General features: G+C 67.9%; 14 protein-coding genes. 7 read left to right on the top strand and 7 right to left on the bottom strand.

What is annotated here, in order from left to right:
• Positions 1–394 precede the first annotated feature (394 nt).
• The 5 genes from ACT53R_RS12365 to ACT53R_RS12345 form a co-directional block, all read right to left on the bottom strand.
• Positions 395–1,393 carry a serine protease gene (locus tag ACT53R_RS12365; RefSeq protein WP_476172181.1) on the bottom strand — a complete coding sequence of 333 codons (999 nt, stop codon included), beginning with the start codon at positions 1,391–1,393 and terminating at the stop codon, positions 395–397.
• Positions 1,394–1,672: 279 nt separating this feature from the next.
• Positions 1,673–2,224, bottom strand: a complete 552-nt coding sequence (locus ACT53R_RS12360; RefSeq protein ID WP_476172180.1) for a GNAT family N-acetyltransferase — start codon at positions 2,222–2,224, stop codon at positions 1,673–1,675.
• An 8-nt stretch (positions 2,225–2,232) separates the two neighbouring features.
• The gene (locus ACT53R_RS12355; protein WP_476172179.1) at positions 2,233–3,423 is read right to left on the bottom strand and encodes a phosphoglycerate kinase; all 1,191 of its coding nucleotides are present in this window, start codon (positions 3,421–3,423) and stop codon (positions 2,233–2,235) included.
• 23 nt (positions 3,424–3,446) lie between these two features.
• Positions 3,447–5,015, bottom strand: coding sequence for a DUF3999 family protein (locus tag ACT53R_RS12350; protein ID WP_476172178.1), 1,569 nt, complete (start codon positions 5,013–5,015; stop codon positions 3,447–3,449).
• Positions 5,012–7,825 (bottom strand): DUF2339 domain-containing protein, encoded by a 2,814-nt coding sequence (locus ACT53R_RS12345; RefSeq protein ID WP_476172177.1) that lies wholly within the window; start codon positions 7,823–7,825, stop codon positions 5,012–5,014. The genes ACT53R_RS12350 and ACT53R_RS12345 overlap by 4 nt, the downstream gene beginning before the upstream one ends.
• Positions 7,826–8,089: 264 nt before the next feature.
• On the opposite strand from ACT53R_RS12345, the gene ACT53R_RS12340 reads away from it, so the two are divergent.
• Complete coding sequence (locus ACT53R_RS12340) at positions 8,090–9,124, top strand: substrate-binding domain-containing protein (protein WP_476172176.1); 1,035 nt, start codon at positions 8,090–8,092, stop codon at positions 9,122–9,124.
• An 87-nt stretch (positions 9,125–9,211) separates the two neighbouring features.
• Here ACT53R_RS12340 and ACT53R_RS12335 read toward each other — a convergent pair whose 3' ends face one another.
• The gene (locus ACT53R_RS12335; RefSeq protein WP_476172175.1) at positions 9,212–10,804 is read right to left on the bottom strand and encodes a sodium:solute symporter; all 1,593 of its coding nucleotides are present in this window, start codon (positions 10,802–10,804) and stop codon (positions 9,212–9,214) included.
• Positions 10,805–11,239: 435 nt separating this feature from the next.
• Between ACT53R_RS12335 and ACT53R_RS12330 the strand changes: the two genes are divergently transcribed.
• The 6 genes from ACT53R_RS12330 (at position 11,240) to ACT53R_RS12305 (ending at position 22,398) form a co-directional block, all read left to right on the top strand.
• Complete coding sequence (locus ACT53R_RS12330) at positions 11,240–13,648, top strand: TonB-dependent siderophore receptor (protein ID WP_476172188.1); 2,409 nt, start codon at positions 11,240–11,242, stop codon at positions 13,646–13,648.
• A gap of 81 nt (positions 13,649–13,729) precedes the next feature.
• Positions 13,730–15,673 carry an alpha-amylase family glycosyl hydrolase gene (locus tag ACT53R_RS12325; protein ID WP_476172174.1) on the top strand — a complete coding sequence of 648 codons (1,944 nt, stop codon included), beginning with the start codon at positions 13,730–13,732 and terminating at the stop codon, positions 15,671–15,673.
• A complete protein-coding gene (locus ACT53R_RS12320) occupies positions 15,670–16,611 on the top strand; it encodes an ROK family protein (RefSeq protein WP_476172173.1) in 942 nt (313 codons plus the stop codon). Before ACT53R_RS12325 ends, ACT53R_RS12320 begins: the two co-directional genes overlap by 4 nt.
• Positions 16,612–16,889: 278 nt before the next feature.
• Positions 16,890–18,125, top strand: coding sequence for a S1 family peptidase (locus tag ACT53R_RS12315; RefSeq protein WP_476172172.1), 1,236 nt, complete (start codon positions 16,890–16,892; stop codon positions 18,123–18,125).
• A gap of 405 nt (positions 18,126–18,530) precedes the next feature.
• Positions 18,531–20,663 carry an ATP-dependent nuclease gene (locus tag ACT53R_RS12310; RefSeq protein ID WP_476172171.1) on the top strand — a complete coding sequence of 711 codons (2,133 nt, stop codon included), beginning with the start codon at positions 18,531–18,533 and terminating at the stop codon, positions 20,661–20,663.
• Between the two features lies 1 nt (position 20,664).
• Entirely contained in the window at positions 20,665–22,398 is a 1,734-nt protein-coding gene (locus ACT53R_RS12305) for a UvrD-helicase domain-containing protein (RefSeq protein WP_476172170.1), read from the top strand.
• A gap of 506 nt (positions 22,399–22,904) precedes the next feature.
• Here ACT53R_RS12305 and ACT53R_RS12300 read toward each other — a convergent pair.
• Positions 22,905–24,890, bottom strand: coding sequence for a multicopper oxidase family protein (locus tag ACT53R_RS12300; RefSeq protein WP_476172169.1), 1,986 nt, complete (start codon positions 24,888–24,890; stop codon positions 22,905–22,907).
• Positions 24,891–25,058 lie beyond the last annotated feature (168 nt).

The following is a 25,058-nucleotide window of genomic DNA, read 5'->3' as shown; positions in this document are numbered from 1 at the left end:
GGTGACCGCTTCACAAGACCACGTGAACTGCCCTGAATCGATGTCCGCCCCGAGCACACAAAAAATCTGACACACCCAAAGAAAGTCACCAAAGAAACACTCAGGGCCGATTCAAATCGGCCATCGGAGACGTGCCCGGGATTTTTCGACGAGGCGTCCTGCCTCGTCGAAAAACGGCGGACCTCCTGTCCGCCGCCCTCCGGGTTTCCTGTTGAATCCGAGTGCACCGCGCTGTCGTGTCGTGGGGACGATCTGCGTGGATCTGTCGACACGACGCACTTAGCGTCCGAAACCGGAAGGCACCATCGGCCTCCGTCGACGACAAGCAAAAAAAGACCCCCCCGACAAGCGGGGGGCCGTTCGCACGCCGCCGAAGCGACATGCACAGGCGCGATCAGAGACCGGCCTGGGTCAGGATGAAGCTGCGGATCGAGCTGTTCGACACGTGCGTGTAGATGCCGTGCTTGTTGGCACGGGCGCAGCCGTCGCCCCAGCTGACGATGCCCGTCAGGATGCTGCCCTGGGTCAGCGGACCGCCCGAATCGCCCTGGCAGCTGTCCTTGCCGCCGGCATCGTAGCCGGCGCAGATCATGCGCGCGGTGATCTGGCCGTTGTACGAGTTGGCGTCGTTGCAGTTGGTGGTGCTCACCAGCGGCACCGTCACCTTGCGCAGGGTGGTCGGGTAGCTGCCGCCTTCGGTCAGCGCGCCCCAGCCGGTCACCAGCAGGTTGGTGCCGACCGCCGGATCGGCGCTGGCGATCGACGCGAACGGGATGCCCGAGGTCGACGACGACAGCGTCCACACCGCGACGTCGTAGTCCATCGTGTTCGGATTCCAGCTCGGGTGGATCGCGATCTTGGTGACGTTGCGGCGGGTGCCGGTGCCGTCGAGGTTGCGGGTGCCGGTGAGCACCTGGACCTGGCTGGCGGTGACGAAGTCGCTGCAGTGGGCCGCGGTGACGATGACGTTGGCCTTCACCAGCGTGCCGCCGCAGAACTGGGCGTTGAAGTTGTTGGCGACGCTCTTGGTCAGCAGGGCGACCTGGAACGGATTGTCGGTCGCACCGGCGACGGTGCCGCCGACGATCTTCGGCGTGAACATCGCCTTGATCTCGGCTTCGGTCAGCGGTTCGTCGGCGAAACGCAGGTTCTGCTGGGCGACGCGCAACTGGACGTACTCGCGCATCCAGTTGCCGCGGGCCTCGACCGGCAGGCGGAGTTCGCCGCGGGCGGGGGCGTCTTCCGACAGGGTCTGCGGCGCGCGGGCCTGCGCGGCATGGACCGGGCGGGCGGCAGCGACGGGACCGCCGATGGCGGCGATGGACAGCGCGGTGAACGCCAGCACGGCGGCATGGCGGGCGGACGAGGGACGGGTGTTCTGCGTATTGCGCATATGGGTTCCTCCTTGGACGAAATGGCGATACGAAATGGAACCGCGATACGACCGCGCGGCATCGCGCCGGGAATGCGATCGGACCGGGGTGCCCCGTGGACGGGAATGGCGTCGACCGCAATGCGGACAGACGAACCTTAGGCGAAGGACGGCGGGATGAAGCCGCCCGGATCACACGGGGCACCGCAGGTATAACACGGGTTGTGCATCGCACGACGTGCGACCGGCACGGAACGAAACGGGCATCGATCCGCTGAAACGGCCCCGGGGGCGCTGCCGTCAGGCCTCGGCGCCTGCACCATCGGCCGCCTGATCGGCGTGTCGCTCGAAATGCAGGGTGTCGTGCCACTGCCCGCCCAGCTCGAAGCTGCGCGTGGAACGCCCGAAGAGGAGGAATCCGTTGCGCTCGAGCACGCGGATCGAGCCTGCATTGCCGGCCATCGTGACGGCTTCGATCCGGCGCAGGCCCAGTTCGCCGAACGCCAGCGCAAGGGCGCCGCGCACCGCCGCGCTGGCATGGCCGCGGCCGTTGAACGCTTCGCCGATGCGGTAACCCAGTTCGGCGGAATGGAAATGCGCGCGCCGCACCCGCGAGAAATTCACGCGTCCGACGAGCTGTCCGGCCTCGTCGCGGATCAGGTACTGGAAACCGAGGCCGGTGCGCGCATCCGCCTCCGCCGCCTCGATCGCGGCGGCGACGGCTTCGCGTGCGTAGTAACCGGCCGGACGCGCGTTGATCCGCGCCTCGAAGAAGGCGCGGTTGCCGACCTCGAACGCCAGCAGCGCATCCAGATCGGCACCGCATACCGGCGCCAGGAAGACACCGGGCATCGCGTCGGTCAGCCGGCGCGGGCCTGCAACGCGGCGACGGCTGGCAGGGTCTTGCCTTCGAGGAATTCGAGGAAGGCGCCGCCGCCGGTGGAGATGTAGGACACGTCGTCCTCGATGCCGTACTTGTCGACCGCGGCGAGGGTGTCGCCGCCGCCGGCGATCGAGAACGCGTTGCTGGCCGCGATCGCGCGCGCCAGTGTCTCGGTGCCCTTGCCGAAGGCGTCGAACTCGAACACGCCGACCGGGCCGTTCCACACCACCGTGCCGGCGGCCTGGATCAGCGCGGCGTAGCGCGCGGCGGTGTCGGGGCCGATGTCGAGGATCATGTCGTCGGCCGCGACCGCATCGACCGCCTTCACCGTCGCCGGCGCATCGGCCTTGAATTCGGGCGCGACGACGACGTCGGTCGGCACCGGGATCTCGGCGCCGCGCGCCTTCGCGTCGGCCATGATCTGCTTCGCGGTGTCGATCAGGTCGGCTTCGACCAGCGACTTGCCGACGCCGTGGCCCATCGCGGCGATGAAGGTGTTGGCGATGCCGCCGCCGACGATCAACTGGTCGACCTTGCCCACCAGCGACGACAGCAGTTCGAGCTTGGTGCTGACCTTGCTGCCGGCGACGATCGCGAGCAACGGACGTGCCGGATGCTGCAGCGCCTTCGCCAGCGCGTCGAGTTCGGCCATCAGCAGCGGGCCGCCCGCGGCCTGCTGCGCGAACTTGATCACGCCATGCGTCGACGCCTGCGCGCGGTGCGCGGTGCCGAAGGCGTCCATCACGAACACGTCGCACAGTGAGGCGTACTTCCGCGACAGGGCTTCGTCGTCCTTGCCCTCGCCGACGTTCATGCGGCAGTTCTCGAGCAGCACCAGCTGGCCGGGCTGCACGTCGACGCCATCCACCCAGTCCTTCACCAGCGGCACGTCACGGCCGAGCAGTTCGGACAGGCGCGCGGCGACCGGCGCCAGCGAGTCGGCCTCGCTCCACACGCCTTCCTTCGGACGACCGAGGTGGGACATCACCATCACCGCCGCGCCCTTCTCCAGCGCGAGCTTGAGCGTGGGCAGCGACGCGACGATGCGCTGGTCGGACGTGACCTTGCCGTCGGCGCCATGCTCGAACGAGATGGGCACGTTGAGATCCTGGCGGATCAGCACGCGCTTGCCGGTCAGGTCGAGGTCGGACATGCGGAGGATGGACATGCGGGGCTCCGTGAGGGGATTCCTCAGGCGGAATCCGGGGGGTGATCGTGGGAATCGAACGGAGATTTTCCCTGTTCCGGCGGGCCGGCATCAAATCGGGCCACCGGCGGCGGCGGTGCGGGCTCCGGCGGCGGCGGCACGGCGTCGGCCTCGTCGGCCCCGGCACCGCGCTGGCGCAGCAGGGTCAGCGCGAAACCGCCGACCACCGCCGCACCGACCACGAGGAAGCCCCACAGCATCCAGCGCCGCCAGTCGAGCGGCTTTTCGGGCTCGGCGTAGGCCTTGGCGCCGGCCGCTTCGGCGCGCGCGCCGAGCGTGGCCGACGGCGGCGTCCAGTCGGCGCCCAGCCGCTTGCGCAGCGGGGCCAGCGCGGCCTCGACCGGCAGCGACTCGCGACGCGCGACGCGGCTGCCCGCGGCCAGCACGAACGGCCCGCGGCCCTGCGCGAGGAACACGAACCGGTCCGGCAGGTAGCCGACCGCCAGCGTCGGCGGCGGCGCCAGCGCCACCGGGCTGCGCAGCCGCCAGTCGCGCGCGGCCATCGGCGCGGTCAGCACGAAGTCCTCGTTGTCCACCTGCACGCCGCCCTGGCGCAGCCGGAACACCAGCGTGCGGCCCATCGGCACCCAGCCGGTGCGATCGTCCGCCGCGCCGTCACGGCGCGCATCGACGATCACGTCGGCGGTCGCGTTGTCCGCGCCCAGGCCGATGCCGACGCGGCCCACCGGCAGCGTCGCCGGCAACCGGTAGCGATAGACCTTGCCCTTGCCGAATTCGTCCGCGGCTTCGCCCTCGAACGTCGCCGCCACCCGCCGCCACTGCGGCACCGAGGCGCCGGCGCGCAGCCGCCGCGCGGTGACCTGCAGGCCCGGCAGCGGATCGCCGTCGAGCTGGCGCAGGCGCAGGTAGCGCAGGCCGGTGGCCGGCAGCGCGATGTCGCGCCGCTGCAGCATCGCCCCGCCCTGGTGCAGCGAGACGACGGCGGCGGCATCGACCAGCGTCTGCCAGTGTTCCAGATCGTCGCTGCCGTCCACCGCGAAGCGGGTGCGGGCGTCGGCCGATCCCGGCCAGTGCAGTTCGAGCCGGTCGACCGTCGCCGGCCGGGTCGGATCGCGGTTGAGGTCGGCGTCCAGCACGTAGTCGATCAGCGTCTGCGGCTGGCCGGCGTCGACGTTGGCTTCCAGCAGGTGCAGGCGGCCAGTGCCGTCGCGCTCCAGCCGCAGCGACACGTCGTCGCCACTGCCGTCCGCGGCGCGCGGCAGCGCGAACACCGGCAGCGCCACGTCGGCCACGCCCGGCTGCGCCTGCGGATCGAGCGTCAGCCGCGCCACCGGCACCGATTGGCCGTCGGCGTTGAACACCTCGAAGTCGCCGAGCTGCGGATCGGACAGCGCGGCGTAGACCTCGGGCGTGAGCTCGAACTGCCACGCCGCGGCGTTGCCGCCGTCGGCGGCCAACGGCCAGCGGTAGGCGTAGTCGCCGGGCTGCGCGGCCTGGGCGACGGACGCCGCGCAGGCCAGCGCAACGGCGAGCGCGGCACCGGCCGGCACGGCGGCATGGCGGAAGAAACGACGACAGCGGGACACGATCATGCGACGGACTCCGTGGCGGCACGCCGCGGCGGCGCCGGGGCGAAATACCCGACCGCTGCGCACAGCAGGCCGTAGGCGATGAACGAGACGATACCGAAAATATCGCCGAGGTTGCCGCGGTCGACCAGCAGCAGCTTGAGCAGCACCACGCCCATCAGCACCGCGCCGGAACCCCACAGCAGGCGGTCGCCGCGGCGCGAGCCGAAGATCCAGCCCAGCACGCCCAGCACGCTCCACACCACGGTCAGTGCGGTCTGCACCACGCCGTTGCCCAGCATCGACGGCGACCAGGCCACATCGCCCCAGTGGTGCACGCCGCGCAGCGTCGCGAAGGTGATCCAGCCGAACGCGGCCAGCGCGAACAGCGGCACGCCGATGCGGCCGCGCCCCTCGCGCGCCCACACGCCCTGTGCCAGCAGCGCCAGTGTCGCGAGCTGGAACAGTTCCAGCGGATTGAGCACCGTCACCCACGGCAGCGGATCGCTGTCGCCGGGGAACAGCAGCGACAGCAGCCAGCCGAAGGCCAGCACCACCGCCGCGGACGCCACCAGCACCCGGCGGTAGTCGTCGAAGCCTTGCGCCAGCGGCGGCGCCAGCAGCGACGGCCGCAGCCGCAGCGCCGCGGCGAACAGCAGCACCGGCAGGCCGAGCGCGACGATGCGCCAGCCGTCGCCCATGCCCGGCACGTAGGCGGCGCCGGCGTAGCTGTCCCGATAGACCAGATGGAACGCGCCCAGCGCGATCGCCGCGACCCACGACCACCACCAGCCGCCGTGCGCGGCGAGGCGCACCGCCATCCCGGTCTCGCGCAGGCAAGCGAGCGTGCGCCAGCCGGCGACGGCATACAGCAGCCACGCCAGCGCACCGCCCTGCGCGAACGGATGGTCGTGCGTGGCGGACTGCGCCATCGCGAACGGCACGCCGATCAGCAGCGCCAGCGCCGCGGTGCCTCCGAAGGCCGGGAATTCCTCGACGCGGCGGCGCACTTCCGCCGTCAACCAGCCGGTCGCGACGAAGAAGGCGAACAGCGCATCCACGCGGTAGCGGAACGACACGTGGTCGAGCACTTCCTGCGCGCCGGCGAACGTCCACCAGCCGAGGCCCCACAGCGCGAACAGCGACACCACGCCGGCGTCCAGCGTGCGCCGGTACGTCCACGCGGTGCCGAACCCGGCGATCGCGATCAGCAGCGCGCTCATGTACGCGGGATTGGCGATCGGCGTGATCGACGCGGCGTCCATCGACGAGAAACCGGTGCTCATGCCGCCGACGCCGGCCATGTAGGCCACCGCCGCCGCCAGTTGCAGCGCCAGGCCCGTGAACTGCGGCAGGCGCTTGTCCTGGCGCACGCCCAGCCACACCAGCACCGCGCCTTCCACCGCGAACACGCTGGCCGTGGCCCGCGCCGACAGCGCCAGCGGCACCGCCAGCGTGGCGAAGCCCACCGCCAGCACCGCCCAGGTCTGCAGCAGCGGCGCGAAGCGCGGATGCCGGCGCAGCAGGCCGGCCAGCCCGGCGTAGACCGCGGCCATCGCCAGCGCCGACAGCGCCAGCGGCATGCGGTCGTCGCCGAACGGCGCGCCGTGCAGCAGGCCCGCCTGCAACGCGAACACCACCAGCGGCGTGCCGATCACCAGCGCGCCGTCCACCGAGCGGTAGACATTGCCATCGGCGCCAAGCGTGCGCCGGTGCGCGTAGAACACCGGGATCAGGAGGTACAGCACGAAGAACAGCGCGAGGAAGGGCTCGGTGGTCGCAAACTTCGCCGGCGCGTAGTCCAGCACGCCCCACAGCGTGCCGATGGCGAAAGTGAAGACGAAGCCCAGCAGGTTGAGCAGCCGCCAAGGGCGATTCCAGGCGATGCCGAAGATGCCGAGGTTCAGCACCGCGTAGTACGAGAACAGCGCGACGTGGTTGCCACTGCCGGTGGACAGCCAGATCGGCGCGAGGAAGCCGGCGAGGATGCCGAACACCGCCAGCGCCATCGACTCCTGCAATACGGCCAGTACACCCAGCCCGGCGACCAGCGCGATGGTGATCGCGAACGCGGCGCCTGCCGGGATCAGCCCGTAGAGCTTGAACGCGGCGAACGTCACCAGCATCAGCACGCCGATGGCGCCGCCCTGCAGCGACAGCGAGAACCCGCGGCGGGCCTCGCGCTGGCGCCAGGCGAACACCAGCCCGCCGAGCGCGGCAGCGGCGACGCCGGCCAGGCGCACTTCGATCGGCACGTACATCCAGCCCTGGTCGCTGGCGTACTTCAGCAGCGCGGCGACGCCGGCCAGCAGCACCAGCATGCCGATCTTCACCGGCACGTTGCCCTCGGTGAACCAGCGGCGGACCGCGTCGACCGCGCGGCCCACGGCCTCGCCGACGACGTCGCGCTGCGGTTCCGGCGGCGTCCACGCCTGCGGCTGCGGACGCGGCGGCAGCGGATCGGCCGGATGCGCGGACGGCGCGGCGGGCGCCGGTCGATCAGGCAGCGGCGGCGGCACCGCGGCGGCCGGACGCACCGGCTGCGGTTCGGACGCGGGTGCCGGTTCGGCGGCGGGTGCGGCCGGCGGCGGGACGAACACCGCGGGCGCGCGGGCCACCGGCGTCTCGGCCACGGCAGCCTGCGCAGGCGCACGCAGCGGCGCGGGGCGGGATTCGAGATCGGACACCCGCGCGTGCAGGCCCTGCACGTCGCGTTCCAGTTCGTCGATCCGGGCGCGGGCGGTGCCGAGCTTGATCAGCGCCACCACCAGCAGGATGGGGATGCTCAGCAGCGCAAGCCCCAGCAGGGTCAGAATCCCGGCCAAATCGTCCATCCTCCGCCCTCGTGCACCGGCACGGTGCGTTTACCCCGGATCCGCCTCCGCGGGGCCCTTCGACCCCGACCCTGAACAGGCGGACATGCCGGCAGCCTTCCGCATCGGCCAGCGGAATGCAACCGCAGCCCGCCCCCGTAGCGGTCCCGCCCTCCACCGGTATCGTCTGCCGCTACCGTCTTCCGGCCTGCCGTTTCCGTGCCGGTTGCGGCGCTCCCGCACCGCAACTTGATCGGGGTCGCGGTTTTGGCGGAGGCTAGGCGCATGAACGCACCTCGCCGTCGGGTCTCGCAGCCCCCGACCAACCTGCAGATGTCGGACATCGCCCGCCTCGCCGGCGTGTCCGAATCCACCGTATCTCGGGCGCTCAAGGACAGCCCGATGATCGCCGCCAGCACCCGCGAGCGGATCCGCAGGCTGGCCGAGGAAGCGGGCTACACGGTCAATCCGGTCGCCAGCAGCCTGCGCTCGCGCCAGACCGGGGTGATCACGGTCGGCGTGCCCCTCGTCCACGAGCGCGAGCCGCACCTGGTCGACCCGTTCATGATGACCATGCTGGCGCACCTGGCCGACACCCTCGCCGACCGCGGCTACAACATGCTGCTGGCGAAGATCGCGGTGCACCAGGACGGCTGGGTGCGGCGCCTGCAGCAGCCTGGCCGCAGCGACGGCGTGATCCTGATCGGCCAGAGCTCCGAGCACGCGGCGATCAACGAGGCCGCACGCGCCGGCATCCCGCTGTCGGTCTGGGGCTCGCAGTTGGCCGGACAGAAGTACGCGGTGGTGGGCACCGACAACCGCCTCGGCGGGCGGCTGGGCACCGAACACCTGCTCGAACGCGGCCGCAAGCGCATCGTCTTCCTCGGCGACGAGCGTCTGCCGGAAGTCGCGCACCGCCACGACGGTTACCGCCAGGCGCTGCGCGACGCGGGCGTGAAGGCCGCGCCGGAGCGGCTGGTGCGCACCGGCTTCGCCGCCGCCGATGCCGAGGCCCGCATGGCCGAGGCGATCGCCTCCGGGCTGGCCTTCGACGGCGTGGTCGCGGCCTCCGACGTCATTGCCATCGCCGCGATGCGCGCACTGGCCGCTGCCGGCCGCCGGGTACCGGAGGACGTGGCGGTGGTCGGCTTCGACGACATCCTGCTGGCCGAACACGCACACCCGCCGCTCACCACCGTCCGCCAGGAACTGGCCCGCGGCGCGGTCGCGCTGGTGGACACGGTGATCGCCGCGATCCGCGGCGACGCCCACGACTCCACGCTGCTGCCGCCGACGCTGATCGTCCGCGCGTCGACGTGACCCTTCGGGTTTGGTAGAGCGGCCTGACCAGCCGTTGGCTGGTCAGGCCGCTCTACCACTCGCGCGATCGGCGGCGACGAAACGACGCTAACGGAACGTCCACACGATCACCGCGGTCAGCGCCAGCAGCAGCGCCGACTGCACGCGGTAGTTGCGCCACCACGGCGTGCCGGCCAGCGCGCGGGTCTCGTCGCGGTAGAACGCCGGCGTCCACAGCATCGCGTCCACCTGCCCCGCCGGCGGCGGCGCGGTGACGGCGCTGACCGCGATCAGCACGATCGTGCTGAGCACGAACAGGATCGGCGCGACGAGCAGGAAATGCAGGCCCAGCGGCTGCGGCGACAGCACGTTCGCCCAGAACAGCGCGCCACCACCGATCAGGCCGGCGAGGATCGCCGCGGCGGCGCCCTTGGCGTTCGCGCCGCGCCAGAACAGGCCGACCAGGAACAGCGCGCACACCGGCGGCACCGCGTACGCCAGCACCGCCTGCAGGTACTGCCACAGCGACGAGAAGCGCTCGATCTGCGGCGCCCACGCCACCGCCAGCACCATGAACACGATCGTGGTGATGCGGCCCGCGCGCACCAGCGTCGCGCCGTCGGCGTTCGGCAGCCGCGGACGCACGAAATCCATCGTCACCAGCGTGGCCGCGGAATTGAAGGTGCTGGCGATCGACGACATGATCGCGGCGAAGAAGCCGGCGATCACGATGCCGACCAGCCCCGCCGGCAGCAGGTCGAAGATCAGCGTCGGATACACCAGGTCCGGGCGTTCGAGGTGCGGGTACAGCAGGATCGCGGCCGTGCCCGGCAGCACCATCACGTACAGCACCGGCAGCTTCAGCAGTCCCGCGAACAGCGCGCCCCAGCGACCGTGGTTCTCGTCCTTCGCCGACAGCACGCGCTGGACCATGAACTGGTTGGTGCACCAGAAGTAGAACCCCAGCAGCGGCACGCCCAGCACGAGGCCGAGCCACGGCACGCCCGGATCGTCGATCGGGCGGATCAGCGACAGCCGCGCGGGATCCACCGCGCGCATCACCGCATTCCAGCCACCGGCCTTGTCGAAGGCGAACACCGCAATGAACACCGATGCGCCCAACAGGATCACCGCCTGCACGGTCTCGGTGTAGATCACCGCGCGCAGGCCGCCGGCGACGGTGTAGACGCCGGCCGACAGCGCCAGCACCGCGACGATCTCCCACAGCGGCCACTGCGGCAGGATCAGCTTGAGCATGATCGCGCCGCCGTACAGCGTGCCCGCGGTGTCGACCACGATGTTGAGGAAAATGGTCAGCGCCGAGAAATAGACGCGCGCGCGACGGTCGTAGCGGCGTTCGAGGTATTCCGGCAGCGTGTACACCTGCGAGCGCAGCAGGAACGGCAGGAAGAACACGCAGAAGAACGCGAGCACCACCGTCGCCATCCACTCGTAGTTGTAGACCGAGATGCCGGTGCCGTACGCCGCGCCCGCGAGGCCGATCAGCGTGGTCGAGGAAATGTTCGACGCCAGCAGCGCCAGGCCGATCACCGGCCACGTGGTCGAACGCGACGCGAGGAAGTAGTCGTCCGCCGAGGCGCGACGCTTCGAGACGAACAGGCCCAGACCGACGATCCCCAGCGCGTACAGCGCGAGGACGACGAGATCGAGGGTCTCCAGATGGACGTGCAGATCGGCCATGACGGGCTCCGGCAGGGAAGCGGGCGGACGGTAGCGGACACCGACGGGGAAGGGTCGCCGGCAAGGCGATACTGCGTCAACGCAATCGATTGTGCATGCTGCATCGCAGCAGCAATCGCCCATTCCAGGCCATCTCCAAGGCCCGGGAAAGACGCCGATGATTTTTCCTGATATGGCGATAATTTCCAGACTTTCATGCAGTTATCCGAAAACCGGACGCGACCGGACCGCTCCGGAATCCGCCAGGCCGACCACGCCGCATGAAAAATACTTGCAATCGATTGCGTGACTCGTTATGACATCACCGCCCGGCAGCCCGTCGCTGCCTACCCGACCACCGGAGGTTCCGCCGCCATGACACGCCCGTCGAAGTCGTCTCCGCAACGCCAACCGCTTGTCCGTCCGCTGTCGTTCGCCGTGGTCTGCGCCCTGGCCATGTCGTGCGCCTCCGGCTTCGCCGCCGCGCAGGCATCCGAACCGGCCGCGCCGTCCGCCGACAAGCCGACGGACGGCAACGACCTCGACGCGATCGTGGTGACCGCCACCGCCGGCGGCAAGTCGAAACTGCGCAGCAGCGTCTCCACCAGCGACGTCACCGCGGACACCGTCGAGCGCGCCGCGCCGCGCTCCACCGCCGAGATCTTCCGCAACCTTCCCGGCGTGCGCTCGGAGTCCACCGGCGGCGAAGGCAACGCCAACATCGCCGTGCGCGGCCTGCCGGTCGCGGCCGGTGGCGCGAAGTTCCTGCAACTGCAGGAAGACGGCCTGCCGGTGATGGAGTTCGGCGACATCGCCTTCGGCAACGCCGACATCTTCCTGCGCTACGACGGCTCGGTCGATCGCATCCAGGCCGTGCGCGGCGGTTCGGCGTCGACTTTCGCCAGCAACTCGCCCGGCGGCGTGATCAACTTCATCAGCAACACCGGCGAGGTGCAGGGCGGCTCGGTCGGCCTGACCACCGGGCTGGACTACGCCAGCAACCGCGTCGACTTCCGCTACGGCATGCCCTTCGGCAACGGCTGGCGCTTCCACGTCGGCGGCTTCTGGCGTGCCGGCGACGGCGTGCGCGACGCGGGCTACACCGCCGAGAAGGGCGGCCAGCTGAAGGCCAATCTCACCCGCGAGTTCGACAACGGCTACCTGCGCTTCCACCTCAAGCGCCTCGACGATCGCGCGATCGGCTACCTGCCGGTGCCCACGCGCGCGACCGGCAGCAACGGCAGCCCGAACCTGGGCGCCATCAATGGCTTCGACCCGGCGCGCGACACGCTGCAAAGCCGCTATTTCCGCACCGACATCGGCCTCGACGGCGACAACCAGCGCCGCCGCACCGACATCACCGACGGCATGCATCCGGACAGCACCGCGTTCGGCGTGGAAGCGCAGTACCGCTTCGGCGACGACTGGCGCATCGACGAGAAATTCCGCTACGCCGACAACAGCGGCCGCTTCGTCGGCCAGTTCCCGGCGGAAGTGGGCACGGCCGCCGGCCTCGCCGCCAGCGTCGGCGGCGCCGGCTCGACGCTGCGCTATGCCAACGGCCCGAACGCAGGACAGACCTACACCGGCACCACCGTGCGCACGCACCTGTTCAACACCGAGATCAACGACTTCGGCAACGTCGTCAACGACCTCAAGCTGACCCGCAGCCTCGACACCGGCGACGGCAAGCTCGACCTCAGCGGCGGCTACTACCGCTCACGCCAGAAGATCGACATGGACTGGGTGTGGAACTCGTACCTGCAGACCCTCGACGGCAACGGCCGCTCGGCGCTGCTTGATGTCTACGACGCCACCAGCGCCAATCTCTCCGACAACGGCCTCTACGCCTACGGCGTGCCGGCCTGGGGCAACTGCTGCACGCGCCGCTACGCCGCCACGTACACGATCGGCGCGCCGTATCTCTCGCTGTCGTATGCGCTGGGCAGGCTCGACATCGACGCCAGCGTGCGCCGCGACACCGGCAAGGCGCGCGGCCACTACGCCGGCAGCGTGCAGGTCGCGAACGTCGACGTGGACGGCGACGGCGTGATCTCCGCCCCCGAGCGCAGCGTGTCCGAAGTGAACAACGCCGCCGCCTCGCCGATCGACTACGACTGGGGCTACACGTCGTACTCGATCGGCGCGAACTACCTGTTCCAGGACGACCTCGCCGGCTTCGCGCGGATCAGCCGCGGCGGTCGCGCCAACGCCGATCGCCTGCTGTTCGGCGTGGTCCGTCCCGACGGTTCTGTGCGTGCGCAGGATGCGGTCGACATGGTCGATCAGGTCGAAGCCGGCCTGAAGTGGCGTCGCGGCGGCCTCAGCCTGTTCGGCACGGCGTTCTATGCCAAGACCGAGGAACAGAACTTCGAGCTGACCAGCCAGCGCTTCTTCGACCGCGTGTACAAGGCGCACGGCATCGAACTCGAAGCCTCGCTGCGCGTGAACGAATTCTTCCTCAACGGCGGCCTGACCTGGACCGACGCCGAGATCAGCAAGGACGAGATCACGCCGGCGAACGAAGGCCACACGCCGCGTCGCCAGGCCGACCTCGTCTACCAGTTCACCGGCGGCTACCAGGCCGCGAACTGGACGCTCGGCGCGAACCTGATCGGCACCACCGACGCCTACACCCAGGACAACAACCAGCTGAAGATGCCCGGCTACACCCAGGTGAATCTGTTCGCCGATTACCGCTTCGCGGAGAACTGGGTCGTCGGACTCAACGTCAACAACGTGTTCGACACCTTCGGCATCACCGAGGCCGAGGAAGGCGCGATCGTCGACGGTGCGGAGAACATCATCCGCGCCCGCTCGATCCCCGGCCGCACGATCTCGGCCAACGTCCGCTACGAGTTCTGAGCCCGCTGCGACGGGCGCGCGCCGGACTCTTCCTCTCCGGGCCGGCGCGCGCCCGCCGCTTTTTCACTTTCGAACAGGCCCATGAACGCCTTGCGCACACCCGACGACACGCTCCGCCGAATGTTCACCGACGCCGTGCCCGCCGCACGGCGCGACCTCGCGCTCGCGCGCTGGGACGCGCACGCCCCGCGGCTGTTCGCGGCGCTGCGACGCACCCATGCCGACGCGCCCGCGTTCGACCACGCGCTGTCCGTGCTCGTCGCCGGCATGGCCGCCTGCGCCGACGCGCGCCCCGACGCGCTGCGCGCACTCGACCTCGCCCGCGAACGCGACCCGCACTGGTTCCTCGCCGCGGACATGCTCGGCTACAGCACCTACGTCGACCGCTTCGGCGGCTCGCTGCGCGGCGTCGCCGACCGCGTGCCCTACCTGCAGCGCCTCGGCGTGCGCTACCTGCACCTGCTGCCGTTCCTGTGCCCGCGCGACGGCGACAGCGACGGCGGCTTCGCGGTGCGCGACTACGACCGCGTCGATCCCGCACTCGGCGACGACGCCGACCTCGATGCACTCACCGCGCGGCTGCGCGACGCCGGCATCAGCCTCTGCGCCGACCTCGTGCTCAACCACACCGCGGACGACCATCGCTGGGCGCTGGCCGCACGCGCGGGCGATGCGCGCTATCGCGACTACTACCACGTGTTCCCCGACCGCACGCTGCCCGACGCGCACGAGCGCACGCTCGGCCAGGTGTTCCCGCTCACCGCGCCCGGCAACTTCACCGAGGTGCCGGGACTCGGCCACGTGTGGACCACCTTCTATCCGTACCAGTGGGATCTCAACTGGGCGAACCCGATGGTGTTCGCCGAAATGGCGCTGACGCTGCTGCGGCTGGCGAACCGCGGCATCGAAGCGTTCCGTCTCGATTCCACCGCGTACCTGTGGAAGCGCCTCGGCACCGACAGCATGAACCAGCCCGAGGCGCACGCGCTGATCCAGGCGCTGCGCGCGGTCGTCGACATCGTCGCACCGGGCGTGCTGCTGAAGGCCGAGGCGATCGTGCCCGCGCCTGCGCTGGTGCCCTACTTCGGCACCGGCGACGCCGCCGGCCATGAATGTCATCTCGCCTACCACAGCACGCTGATGGCGTCGCTGTGGGCCGCGCTGGCCGAACGTCGCGCCGATCCGCTGCGCGCCGCGTTCGCGCGCACACCGACATTGCCCGACGGCTGCGGCTGGCTGGCCTACCTGCGCTGCCACGACGACATCGGCTGGAATGTCCTGCGCGAGGAAGCCGCCGGCAGCACATCGCACGCGGGATTCGACCTCGCCCGCATCGCACGCTTCTACGCCGGCGCGGAGCCCGGCAGCGATGCCCGCGGTCGCGCGTTCCAGAGCGCAAGCGATGCCGCCGTGCACGGCACCAACGGCATGACCGCCGCCTTGTGCGGGCTCGATGCGGCACGCGAAGACGACAACGACGATGCGCTGACCACCGCCGAGGCGCGCTTCCTGTTGCTGCACGGCCTGATGCTGGCCGCACCCGGCCTGCCGACGCTGTACATGGGCGACGAGATCGCGCTCGGCAACGACGAGCGCTACGCCGACGATCCTTCGCGCGCCGACGAAGGCCGCTGGCTGCATCGCCCGGCGATGGACTGGGCGACGGCGGACGCGGTCGAGCGCGGCACGGCGGACGACAGCGCCGGCCGCATCGGCACTGCGCTGCGCCGCATGCTCGCCGTGCGCGCCGCGACACCGGCCTTCCGCGGCGATGCATCGATGCGCGTCCTCGGCTTCGACGATCCCGCGGTGCTCGGCCTGCGGCGCGGCGACGACGTGCTGGTGCTCGCCAACCTGTCGCCGCGCGACGTCGTGGTCACGCCGCAGGGCGACCATGTGCTGCCGCTCGACGGCTGGCGCGACCTGCTCGACGACGACGGCGCGACCCACGCACTGCCCGCCACGCTCGCGCCGCATGCGCTACGCTGGCTGCGACGCATCGAACCGACTGCAGACCACGCATGACCGCAGACGACGCCACGCCCGTCTACGCCGCCATCGAAGCCGGCGGCACCAAGTTCGTCTGCGCCGTCGCGACCGCCGACGGCACGCTGCTCGAACGCGTGCGCTTCCCGACCCGCGATCCCGCATCGACGCTCGCCGAAGCGCATGCGTTCTTCGATGCCGCATCGCAACGTTTCGGCGCGCCGCGCGCACTGGGCATCGCGAGCTTCGGTCCGCTCGAACTCGATCCACGCGCCGCCGCCTACGGTCGTCTGCTGCGCACGCCGAAACCCGGCTGGCACGACGCCGACCTGCGCGCGCCGTTCGCGTCGATGGGCATTCCGATCGCGCTCGACACCGACGTCAACGCCGCGGCGCTGGCCGAAGCGCACTGGGGCGCGGGCCGCGGCGACGACGGCACGCCGCTCGACAGCCTGTGCTACGTCACCGTCGGCACCGGCATCGGCGTCGGTGCGGTCATTGCGGGCAAACCGCTGCATGGGTTGCTGCATCCGGAAGTCGGCCACATCCACCCGCGCCGCCACGCCGGCGACAGCGGATTCGCCGGCGTCTGCCCGCACCACGGCGACTGCCTCGAAGGCCTCGCCAACGGCCCCGCCCTGGTCGCGCGCCTCGGCCACGACCTCGGCGACGCGCCAGACGCACATCCCGTGTGGGACATCGAAGCCGACTACCTCGGCCAACTCTGCGCCCAGCTCGCGCTCACCCTGTCGCCGCGCCGCATCGTCCTCGGCGGCGGCGTCATGCAGCACGACCGCCTGTTCGCCCCGATCCGCACCCGCACGCGGCATTGGCTGGGCGGCTACCTCGCCCGCGATGAAGTCGAAGGCGGGATCGAGGCGTACATCGTGCCGCCGGGATTGGGCGATCGCAGCGGGATCCTCGGTGCGTTGCTGCTGGCGATGCGGGCGGCGGCCGAGGACCCGGCGCCGAGGTAGCGCACTCGGAAGCGTCGCTCGTGCGGACGGCACGAACCGACGCACATGAACGTCCCGCGCGGATGAACGCATGCGCGCCATACGCCTCCGGATCGAAAACCCCCTGCAAACACGACGCGGTGCAGCGTCGCCGCGCACGCCCGCGTCTGCTGCATTGCACCGGATCGCGCGGACATCGTGTGCTAGATTCCGTTGGCGATCGTCGGGTCGAACAGGGGCGGACCGGGCGGTTCAGGGCGATCGCGCCACCACCACTCGCTCATCGAGGAGCTTACGGAATGCGCAAGACCTTCTCCCAGGCACGTGTCCTTCTGTCGCCGCTCGCCGCGGCCTTCCTGCTGATCGCCACCACGGCATCGGCCTCCCCTCAAGACGACACCATCGCGCCCGCACTCCGGCAGGCGATGAAGCGCGACCTCGCCCTCACGGATGCCCAGCTCGGGCAATATCTCCAGACCGAACGCCTCGCCCGGCAGCAGGCGAAGCTGCTCGAACGGCAGCAGGGCAGCCAGTTCGCGGGCAGCTGGATCGAGCGCAAGGGCAACGGCGAATTCCAGCTCGTCGTCGCGACCACGCGCTCCGGCGCGCAGAAGGCGGCGCCCGGCATCGCCATCCGCAACGCGCGCCACACGCTGGCCGAACTCGAAGACGCCAAGGGCCAGCTCGACATGATGCTCAGGCAGGGCGCGCGCGCGCCCCGCGGCGTCTACAGCTGGAGCGTCGACGTGACCACCAACAGCGTCGTGGTCGGCATCGGCACGGGCGGCCAGCTCGCCGCCATCGACTTCATCGCGCGCAGTGGCGCGGATGCGAAGACCCTGCGCTTCGTGACCATGGACGAACAGCCGACGCTGCGCAGCACCCTGCAAGGCGGCCTCGGCTACCTGCGCAATCCAGGCGACGGCTATCTCTACGCCTGCTCGATCGGCTTCAACGTCACCAAGGGCGGCACGCCCGGCTACGCCACCGCCGGGCATTGCGGCGACGCGGGCGAACCGGCGTACCTCGAAGGCGCGAGCGGCACCGGCCCGCAGTGGACGCTCGGCCCGCAGATCGGCACGTTCCAGGGCTCGACCTTCCCGAATCCGGGCAGCACGGGCACCGACATGGCGTGGGTCCAGATCTCCGGGGGCCACACGCAGTCGGCGACCGTGTACGGCTGGGGCAGCGGCAACGTCACCGTGAAGGGCAGCGCAGAAGCCGCGGTCGGTGCCGCGCTCTGCCGCTCCGGCCGCACCTCCGGCTGGCGCTGCGGCGCGATCAAGGCCAAGAACGTGACCGTCAACTACCAGAGCGGCGAGACGATCGTGAACCTCACGCAGACCACCGCCTGCTCGGAAGGCGGCGACTCCGGCGGCGCGTTCATCACCGGCACCGGCCAGGGCCAGGGCGTGCTCTCCGGCGGCAGCGGCAACTGCAAGGGCCGCGCCGGCAAGCCCGGCGGCGGCAACAGCTACTACCAGCCACTGGTGCCGCTGCTGTCGTACTACGGCCTGAGTCTCGTGACCGGCTGATCGCATCCGGCATGCGGAACGAAAAACGCCCCGGAGACGGGGCGTTTTTTGTGGGCGTTGGTCAAAGCCGGGACCGAATCGGGCATGACACGCAATGGTATTTCTCGCAGGCGTAGCATGCGGGGAAAAGAATGGCTGCAAACGGCAGGAGCGGACGTCCGCTTGGGATCGAAGGCAGTCGACGCGAACCAATTGCACCAAGAAGCGAATGCTTATACTGCAACATCTGACAGGGCCGCTGTCCGGCCAGGAGCGGGCACTTATCTGATAGCTAAGAGTCGACTGGAGTGGAACGATGCCTGCTCAAGCGTATGGCTCCAAATACTCAGGTCTCGATCCGTAGAGGGCTGTTTCTTTCCAGACGAAAGAATGCGTTAGGCTCTCCTCAGCTGTTAGGGGGAAAACATGCGCATACAGAAGGTCAGGGTCGAAGGCTTCCGCCTGCTCCAGGATGTCGAGATCATGCTCGAGCCGGGATCGACGGTTATCGTGGGTCGCAACAACAGCGGCAAAACATCGCTCACCGACGTGTTCGAGCGTTTCGCAGGCGAAGGTGGCGCGAAGTTCAGGCTCCAGGATTTCTCCGAAAGCGCCCGCTACAAGTTCTTCGAAGCGAAGGAGTTCAGACAGAAGGGAGAGGATCCAGATAAGGTCCTCTCCATTCTTCCGAAGATCACGATTACCCTGACCTTCGCCTATGACAGTGCCGCCCACTCCCTAGGGCCATTATCGGCATTCATCATCGACCTCGACATGGGTTCGACGGCCGCCATCGCGAAACTGGAATATGCACCGACCCTCCCGTCGCTGCAGCAGTTGCTCGACGTTCCAGAGACCTCAAATGGCGTAGACGCGAAGATCCAATTCATGAGGCATCTCAAGGAGGCAATACCCAAGGCCTACAGCATTCAGGTTAGTGCTATTGATCCAACAGACCCTACGAATGTTCGACGATTCGAAGGGGGGACACACCTCGCCGCATTGCTCCAATGCAATCTAGTGCGTGCCGAACGCACGCTCGATCATGCCAAGCATGGCGAAACCGATGTCATCAGCAAGCTATTGAGTATCTTGTTCAAGACCGCATCTGCTCCGACCGCGGCTGCAGCGGACCAGCAGCTCGCAGCCCAGCTGAGATCCTCAGTTGAAGGTATCGAACGGGAGGTGCAGTCGGAGTTCGATACGATGCTGAAAGCGCTGCTGCCAGCGATGAGCATGCTGGGCTTTCCGAGCATGAACGACACTTTGTTGCAACCGGAGACATCGCTCAATGTCGATTCGCTTCTGTCGGACCACACCAAGGTGGTCTATGCCAGCGCCGACGGCGTCCATTTGCCTGAAGGCTATAACGGGCTTGGCACACGCAACCTCATCTACATGCTCCTCCAGCTAGAGAGTTACCACAAACTCTATCGCGCGAGAGCGACACGCCCAGCGACTCATCTCATTTTCATCGAGGAACCAGAAGCGCATCTTCACCCACAGATGCAAGAGGTGTTCATCCATCAGTTGAACGCTGCGGTGGGTAAGCTTTCGGCAAAGTATCCAGACGAACCGGCATGGCAGGTACAGTTCGTCATTACGACGCATTCCTCGCATGTCGCTAATGCTGCGCCGTTCGAGGCAATGCGCTATTTCCTCAATCAGCAACCGGTGCCGACGTCGGGGCGTCGGACTAAGGTGAAAGATTTCAAGAAGGGCATGGCGGCGATCCCCCCGTCCGAACAGGAATTCCTGCACCAGTACATGACCCTTACCAATTGCGACCTGTACTTCGCGGACAAGGTGATTCTCGTGGAAGGCACGACAGAACGAGTGCTGATGCCGAAACTCTTCGAGTTTGTCGATCGCGACCTGGGTGAGGAACATAAGCTAGCCAAGCAGTACATCACCACCGTCGAGGTGGGCGGAGCCCATGCCCACATCTTCTATCCACTGCTGAACTTCCTTGAATTGAAGACGCTAGTCGTCACTGACCTTGATGCCGTTCGGTCAGTTGTCAAGAAAGATCGGAAAGGAAACGACCGAAACGTCTGGGAGAAATGTCCGGTCGCGCAAGGCGAAAGGACATCGAATGCGGCCATTCGCGAGTGGTTCAGGCCAACTAACGAGAAGGATGGCGGCGAAGCCCAGATCAAGGCCAAGCCGGCTCCTGATCTGGACATGAAGACATTGCTCGCCAAAACTGACGCCGAAAAGATTTCCGGTTATCGCCGCATCGCGTATCAAGTACCGGAAGCGCCGGAGTCGAGCATCTGTGCGCGCAGCTATGAGGATGCGCTGGTGCTCGCGAATCCCGCGATATTTAAGCTCGCAGACGGCGATGGTCAGGCAGAGGACGCTTGGGAGATCGCGCAGAACCTGCCCAAAGCGGAAACGGCGCTGCGCTTCGCGATTCACGAAAAGAATTGGAACGTGCCGCGATACATCACTGAGGGCCTTAAATGGCTTTCTGAACCACCTGCTCCCCCAGCGGGGGATACAGTGCAATCTCCCGCGGACTTACGCCCGAGCAAGCCGCTACCGGGGAGGAGGTAGCATGAATACAGCCCACGATAGCCCTGCCTTGGCCGCTGCTAAACAGGCACAGGCGAAGATCGACAAGTGTCTGGATGAAGGCCGCAGCTTCCGGTTGGAAGCAGGCGCTGGGGCCGGCAAGACCTATTCTCTGGTAGCCGCGCTGAAGCGGATGATCGCGGAGCGAGGGACCGAGCTGATGCAAAGCGGACGCATGATCGCCTGCATTACCTATACGGAGGTTGCGCGCGAGGAAATAGCGCGCGACGTGGAACGCCATCCCGCTATCCTCGTCGAAACCATCCACGCATTCTCATGGGCCTTTCTACGGCAATACCAGAAGGCGCTTCGCGAACTCGTCTCAGCGTCAGAGAACCGGAGGGAAAAGCTAGAAGAGGCAGGCGGCGTCGGATCGAAGCCGGTGGAGTACGAACTCGGCTTTTTCAGCGTAGACGACGAGCGCATCACGCTTGCCCATGACGACATCCCTCTGTACATGTCGCAGCTCCTCGCCAAGCCCAAGTTCCAGCTCTTATTCCAGCAGCAGTTTCCAATCGTCTTCATTGACGAATACCAAGACACCGACCGCGACTTCATGACGGCTATTACAGACCACTATCTTGCACCCAAGAAGGGGCCTCTCATTGGGCTGTTCGGCGATCATTGGCAAACGATCTACAACAGCGAGTACGAGCTCGCCGCATATCCGATCGAGGCGATCAACAAGGGATCGAACTTCCGTTCGGCGCCAGCCATCGTCGACGTACTCAACCGGCTCCGACCGGAATTGACGCAGGCAGTGGCTGACCCTGAAGCAGTCGGTGAGGCAAGGTTTTTTCACACCAATCTTTTCAGCTGCGCGAGAACGAACACACCCCATTCGAGGGCCGATCTCTTTCCCGAGCTTGCTCGCACGACACGGGAGTCGCTCATGCTGCGCCTGCAAGGTGAAGGATGGGACCTGAGCAAGACCAAGGTGCTCATGCTGACCCACAACGTGCTGGCAGCAGAGCAAGGTTACCCTACAATTGCCAAGGTGTTTTCCGGTCGCAACGATGCCTTCGCACGCAAAGAAGATGCCTTGATCAAGTTCTTTTCTGAGACCCTTGAGCCGATGGCGGAGGCCTATCAGGCCTCCAATTATGGTGAACTCTTCCGTCTCTACGGTGCGCGCCCTGCCATCCATACACACGCGGACAAGCAGTCCTGGCGTAACGACATGGACTTGTTAATGACACTGAGGAGGGAGGGCACCATAGGCGGAGTCCTTGATCACCTGCAGACCACGAAGCGACCTGTGCTTCCCGATCGTGTGCTTCGCCGCGAGGAAGAGCTGAAGCAGTTGAATGGCGAGCCAGTACCGACGGAGGCGACAGGATTGCAACGCCATCAAGCGCTGCGCAATGTCGCCTACTCCGAAATTACGGCATTGGCTCGGTTCATCGACAAACAGACACCTTTTGCTACCCAGCACAGCGTGAAGGGAGCGGAATTCGAGAACGTGCTGGTTGTGCTCGGTGGCGGTTGGAATCACTACAACTGGCCGCAGCTGCTGGAACTTTTCGAGACCAAGGAACTCACCACTGCAAATACCAAGGGCTTCTACCGCGCGCGCAATCTCTTTTATGTGTCGATCTCAAGACCCATGAAACGGCTCGCGGTGCTAGCGACGCAGACTTTGTCCACCACGGCATTGACGGCGACCACAAAGCTGTTCGGTGAAACGAACGTCGAGGCGGTAACAATGCCCGAGTAGTGGTTTGCAGTACGGCTCAACGTCCGCTTCGGGTCGGAAGCAGCTATTCCCTGATTGAACAACTTTTCAAAGGCCTACCTCCCCTGTCATTTCTGACAGGAATGCGTTTGCACAGTCAAAAAATGGAACATTGCGGAATCTTATGCTATTCGGCCGCCCGCGCGCAGCCAAGAGCTGGATCCCGGCATACGCCGGGATGACGGAAGTGGGGGACATCGCGGAAGCAGGAAAGCAGGTCCCTCGCCTTCGGCTCGGGATGACAGGCGGAGGCGGATGACAGATGGGGCGGGAGGGTGGGACTGACTGCGGAGAGGAGCACGTCGGACTGACGCAACGGTCCCTCGGCAAGGGAATCGATTCGCGGCGGTACTCCATCGCCACCGTTCCGACGACACGAAAGCGCCTGAAAGCGCTTCCATGCCAGAGATTCCATGGCTGCGCCGCTCGCAACCGCGCCGGCGCTCTTCCGCCGGCGCATGCCGCTGGGCGTGCATGACGCCCCACGCTCAATGACTCCCATGCCCGCCATGTCCACTGACCATTGCCCCGCCCTGCCCGTCCGGCAGCAGCACGCGGACGTTCTGCATCATCCCCTGGTCTTCGTGGTCGAGGATGTGGCAGTGCAGGACGTACTCGCCGATGTAGCGTTCGTAGCGGGTGCGCACGATCACGCGCAGGCCTTTCTTCACGAAGATCGTGTCCTTCCACGTGCCCTGCATCGCGGCGTAGTCGGGGTCGGGGCTGCCGGGCAGGCTGAGGTCGTTGCCCTGTGCGTCGAGGACTTTCACGATCTCGAACGGGTTGACGTGGATGTGGAAGGGATGGCTGCCGTTGGCCGAGGTGATGGTCCATTCCTCGACGTTGTTCAGCACGAGATCGCGTGAGGTCGCCGGATCGTAGGGCTTGCCGTTGACCTTGAACTGCGTCGGCGTGCCGGAAATGTCGAATTGCACCTGCTGGCCGGTGCCGGGCGTCAGTTCGCCGTCGGTGATCTGCGCATGCGGCACGAACGCGCCGGTGCGCAGGTCGGCCATCAGGTCCGCGATCACGCGCGCCTTCACGTCGTCGGGCATCCAGCGATTCGCGGCGGCGACGAGCTGGCGCTGCAGATACGCGCCGATGTCGCCGGTCACCGCGTCGCCCGATGCCACCCGCACCGTGCCGAGCAGGCGACGGCTTTCGGCGTCGCTCGACACCGAGCCGGTGGCCGGCACGCTGTTGTCGATCACGCAGTAGTCGCCGGCGGCCGGGAACACCATCAGCGAATCGCTGCGGTAGCCCGGCTGCAGCACGACCTCGGTCTTGCGGATGACCTGCGCATGGGTCAGGCCGTCGGTGGCGATCTCCCATTGCGGCAGCGGGTCGCCGACGCAGTTCCGGCCGATCCACTTCGCGTGGTCGTCGGCCTCGCGCAGCGACAGCGGATTCGCGTTCGCGCGCATCGGCACGAACTGCAGGCGGATGGAGTCGCGGATGCCGGCGTGCAGGTTGCGCCAGCGCTCGATGCGCCCCGCCACCGCGCCGTCGAAGCGCGGCAGGATGTCGCCGTTGATGCTGGTGTAGCGACCTGACGGCGCCCACGTGCCGAAACCGAGCTGGTCGGCGTAGTCGGTGATCTCGCCGACGTCGTCCGGGCCGCAGGCCCAGGTGCCGTCGGGATTCGTCTTGATCTTGCCGTTCGCGTCACGGCACGCATACGGCACCTGCTGGAACAGCACCACGCGTTCGCGGAACGGCTGGCCGTCGGCGCCGCGCAGCAGCGTGTCGATGTCGCCGTTGCGCTGCGGCGTCGGCACGCGCGCGCCGCGCACGATCAGTGCGCCGGCCATGCCGCTCGCGACTTGCAACGCGGTCGAGCCGTGCAGGTGCGGGTGGTACCAGAACGTGCCGGCGGGATGCGTCGCGGGCAGGTTGTATTCGTACTCGAACGACACCTTCGGGCGGATCGTCAGCAGCACGTTGTCGCTGTTGCCGGCGGGGCTCACCCACAGCCCGTGCGAATGCAGGTTGGTCGAGTTGAAGCAGTGCGGCGTGTTGATGTTCGGTGGCGTACAGCCCGGCTGCGGATCGAGGCGATTGTTGAGTTTGATGCGCACGGTCTCGCCGGGTCGCACGGCGATCGTCGGTGCGACGAAGGGCGTCTCCGGATCGGCCGCCTGGCCTTCGGGCACGTAGCTGCGCAGGCGCACGTGGTCGTAGCGGCCGGTCGCGGGGTTGTAGATGCGGCCGTCGGTCAGCCGGATGTCCAGCGACAGCGAGGCGTCGTGGTCGGGCACCGGCGTCATCGCCGGCGACGGCACCGTTTCGAGCATGGTCGAAGGCGGCGACAGTGCGGCGCGCAGGATCGGCACCAGCCGCGGACTCTCGACCACCTGCATGGCGGGGGGCGCCGCCGACGTCGCGAACGACGGCAGCAGCAGGACGGCGGCGAGCGGCGCCAGCAGGCGCGGGCGCGGCGACGGACAGCGAAGGAACGACGAACGGACGCGCATGACGATCTCCTTGTCGGGCGGATTCACGTTGCGCACGTGTCGGGGCGTCCCCGGTCCCGCGAACACGATGGCGTCCCCGCCGTCGTCGTCGCCTTCCGACCAGCCGCCCCCTGCCACGTGTCGGTCACGGGGCACGCGGCCCCGGTCCACACGTTACGCCAAAAACGC

The organism is Lysobacter sp. DMC104, from assembly GCF_056313665.1.
This window is presented reverse-complemented; position numbering and strand designations above follow the sequence as displayed.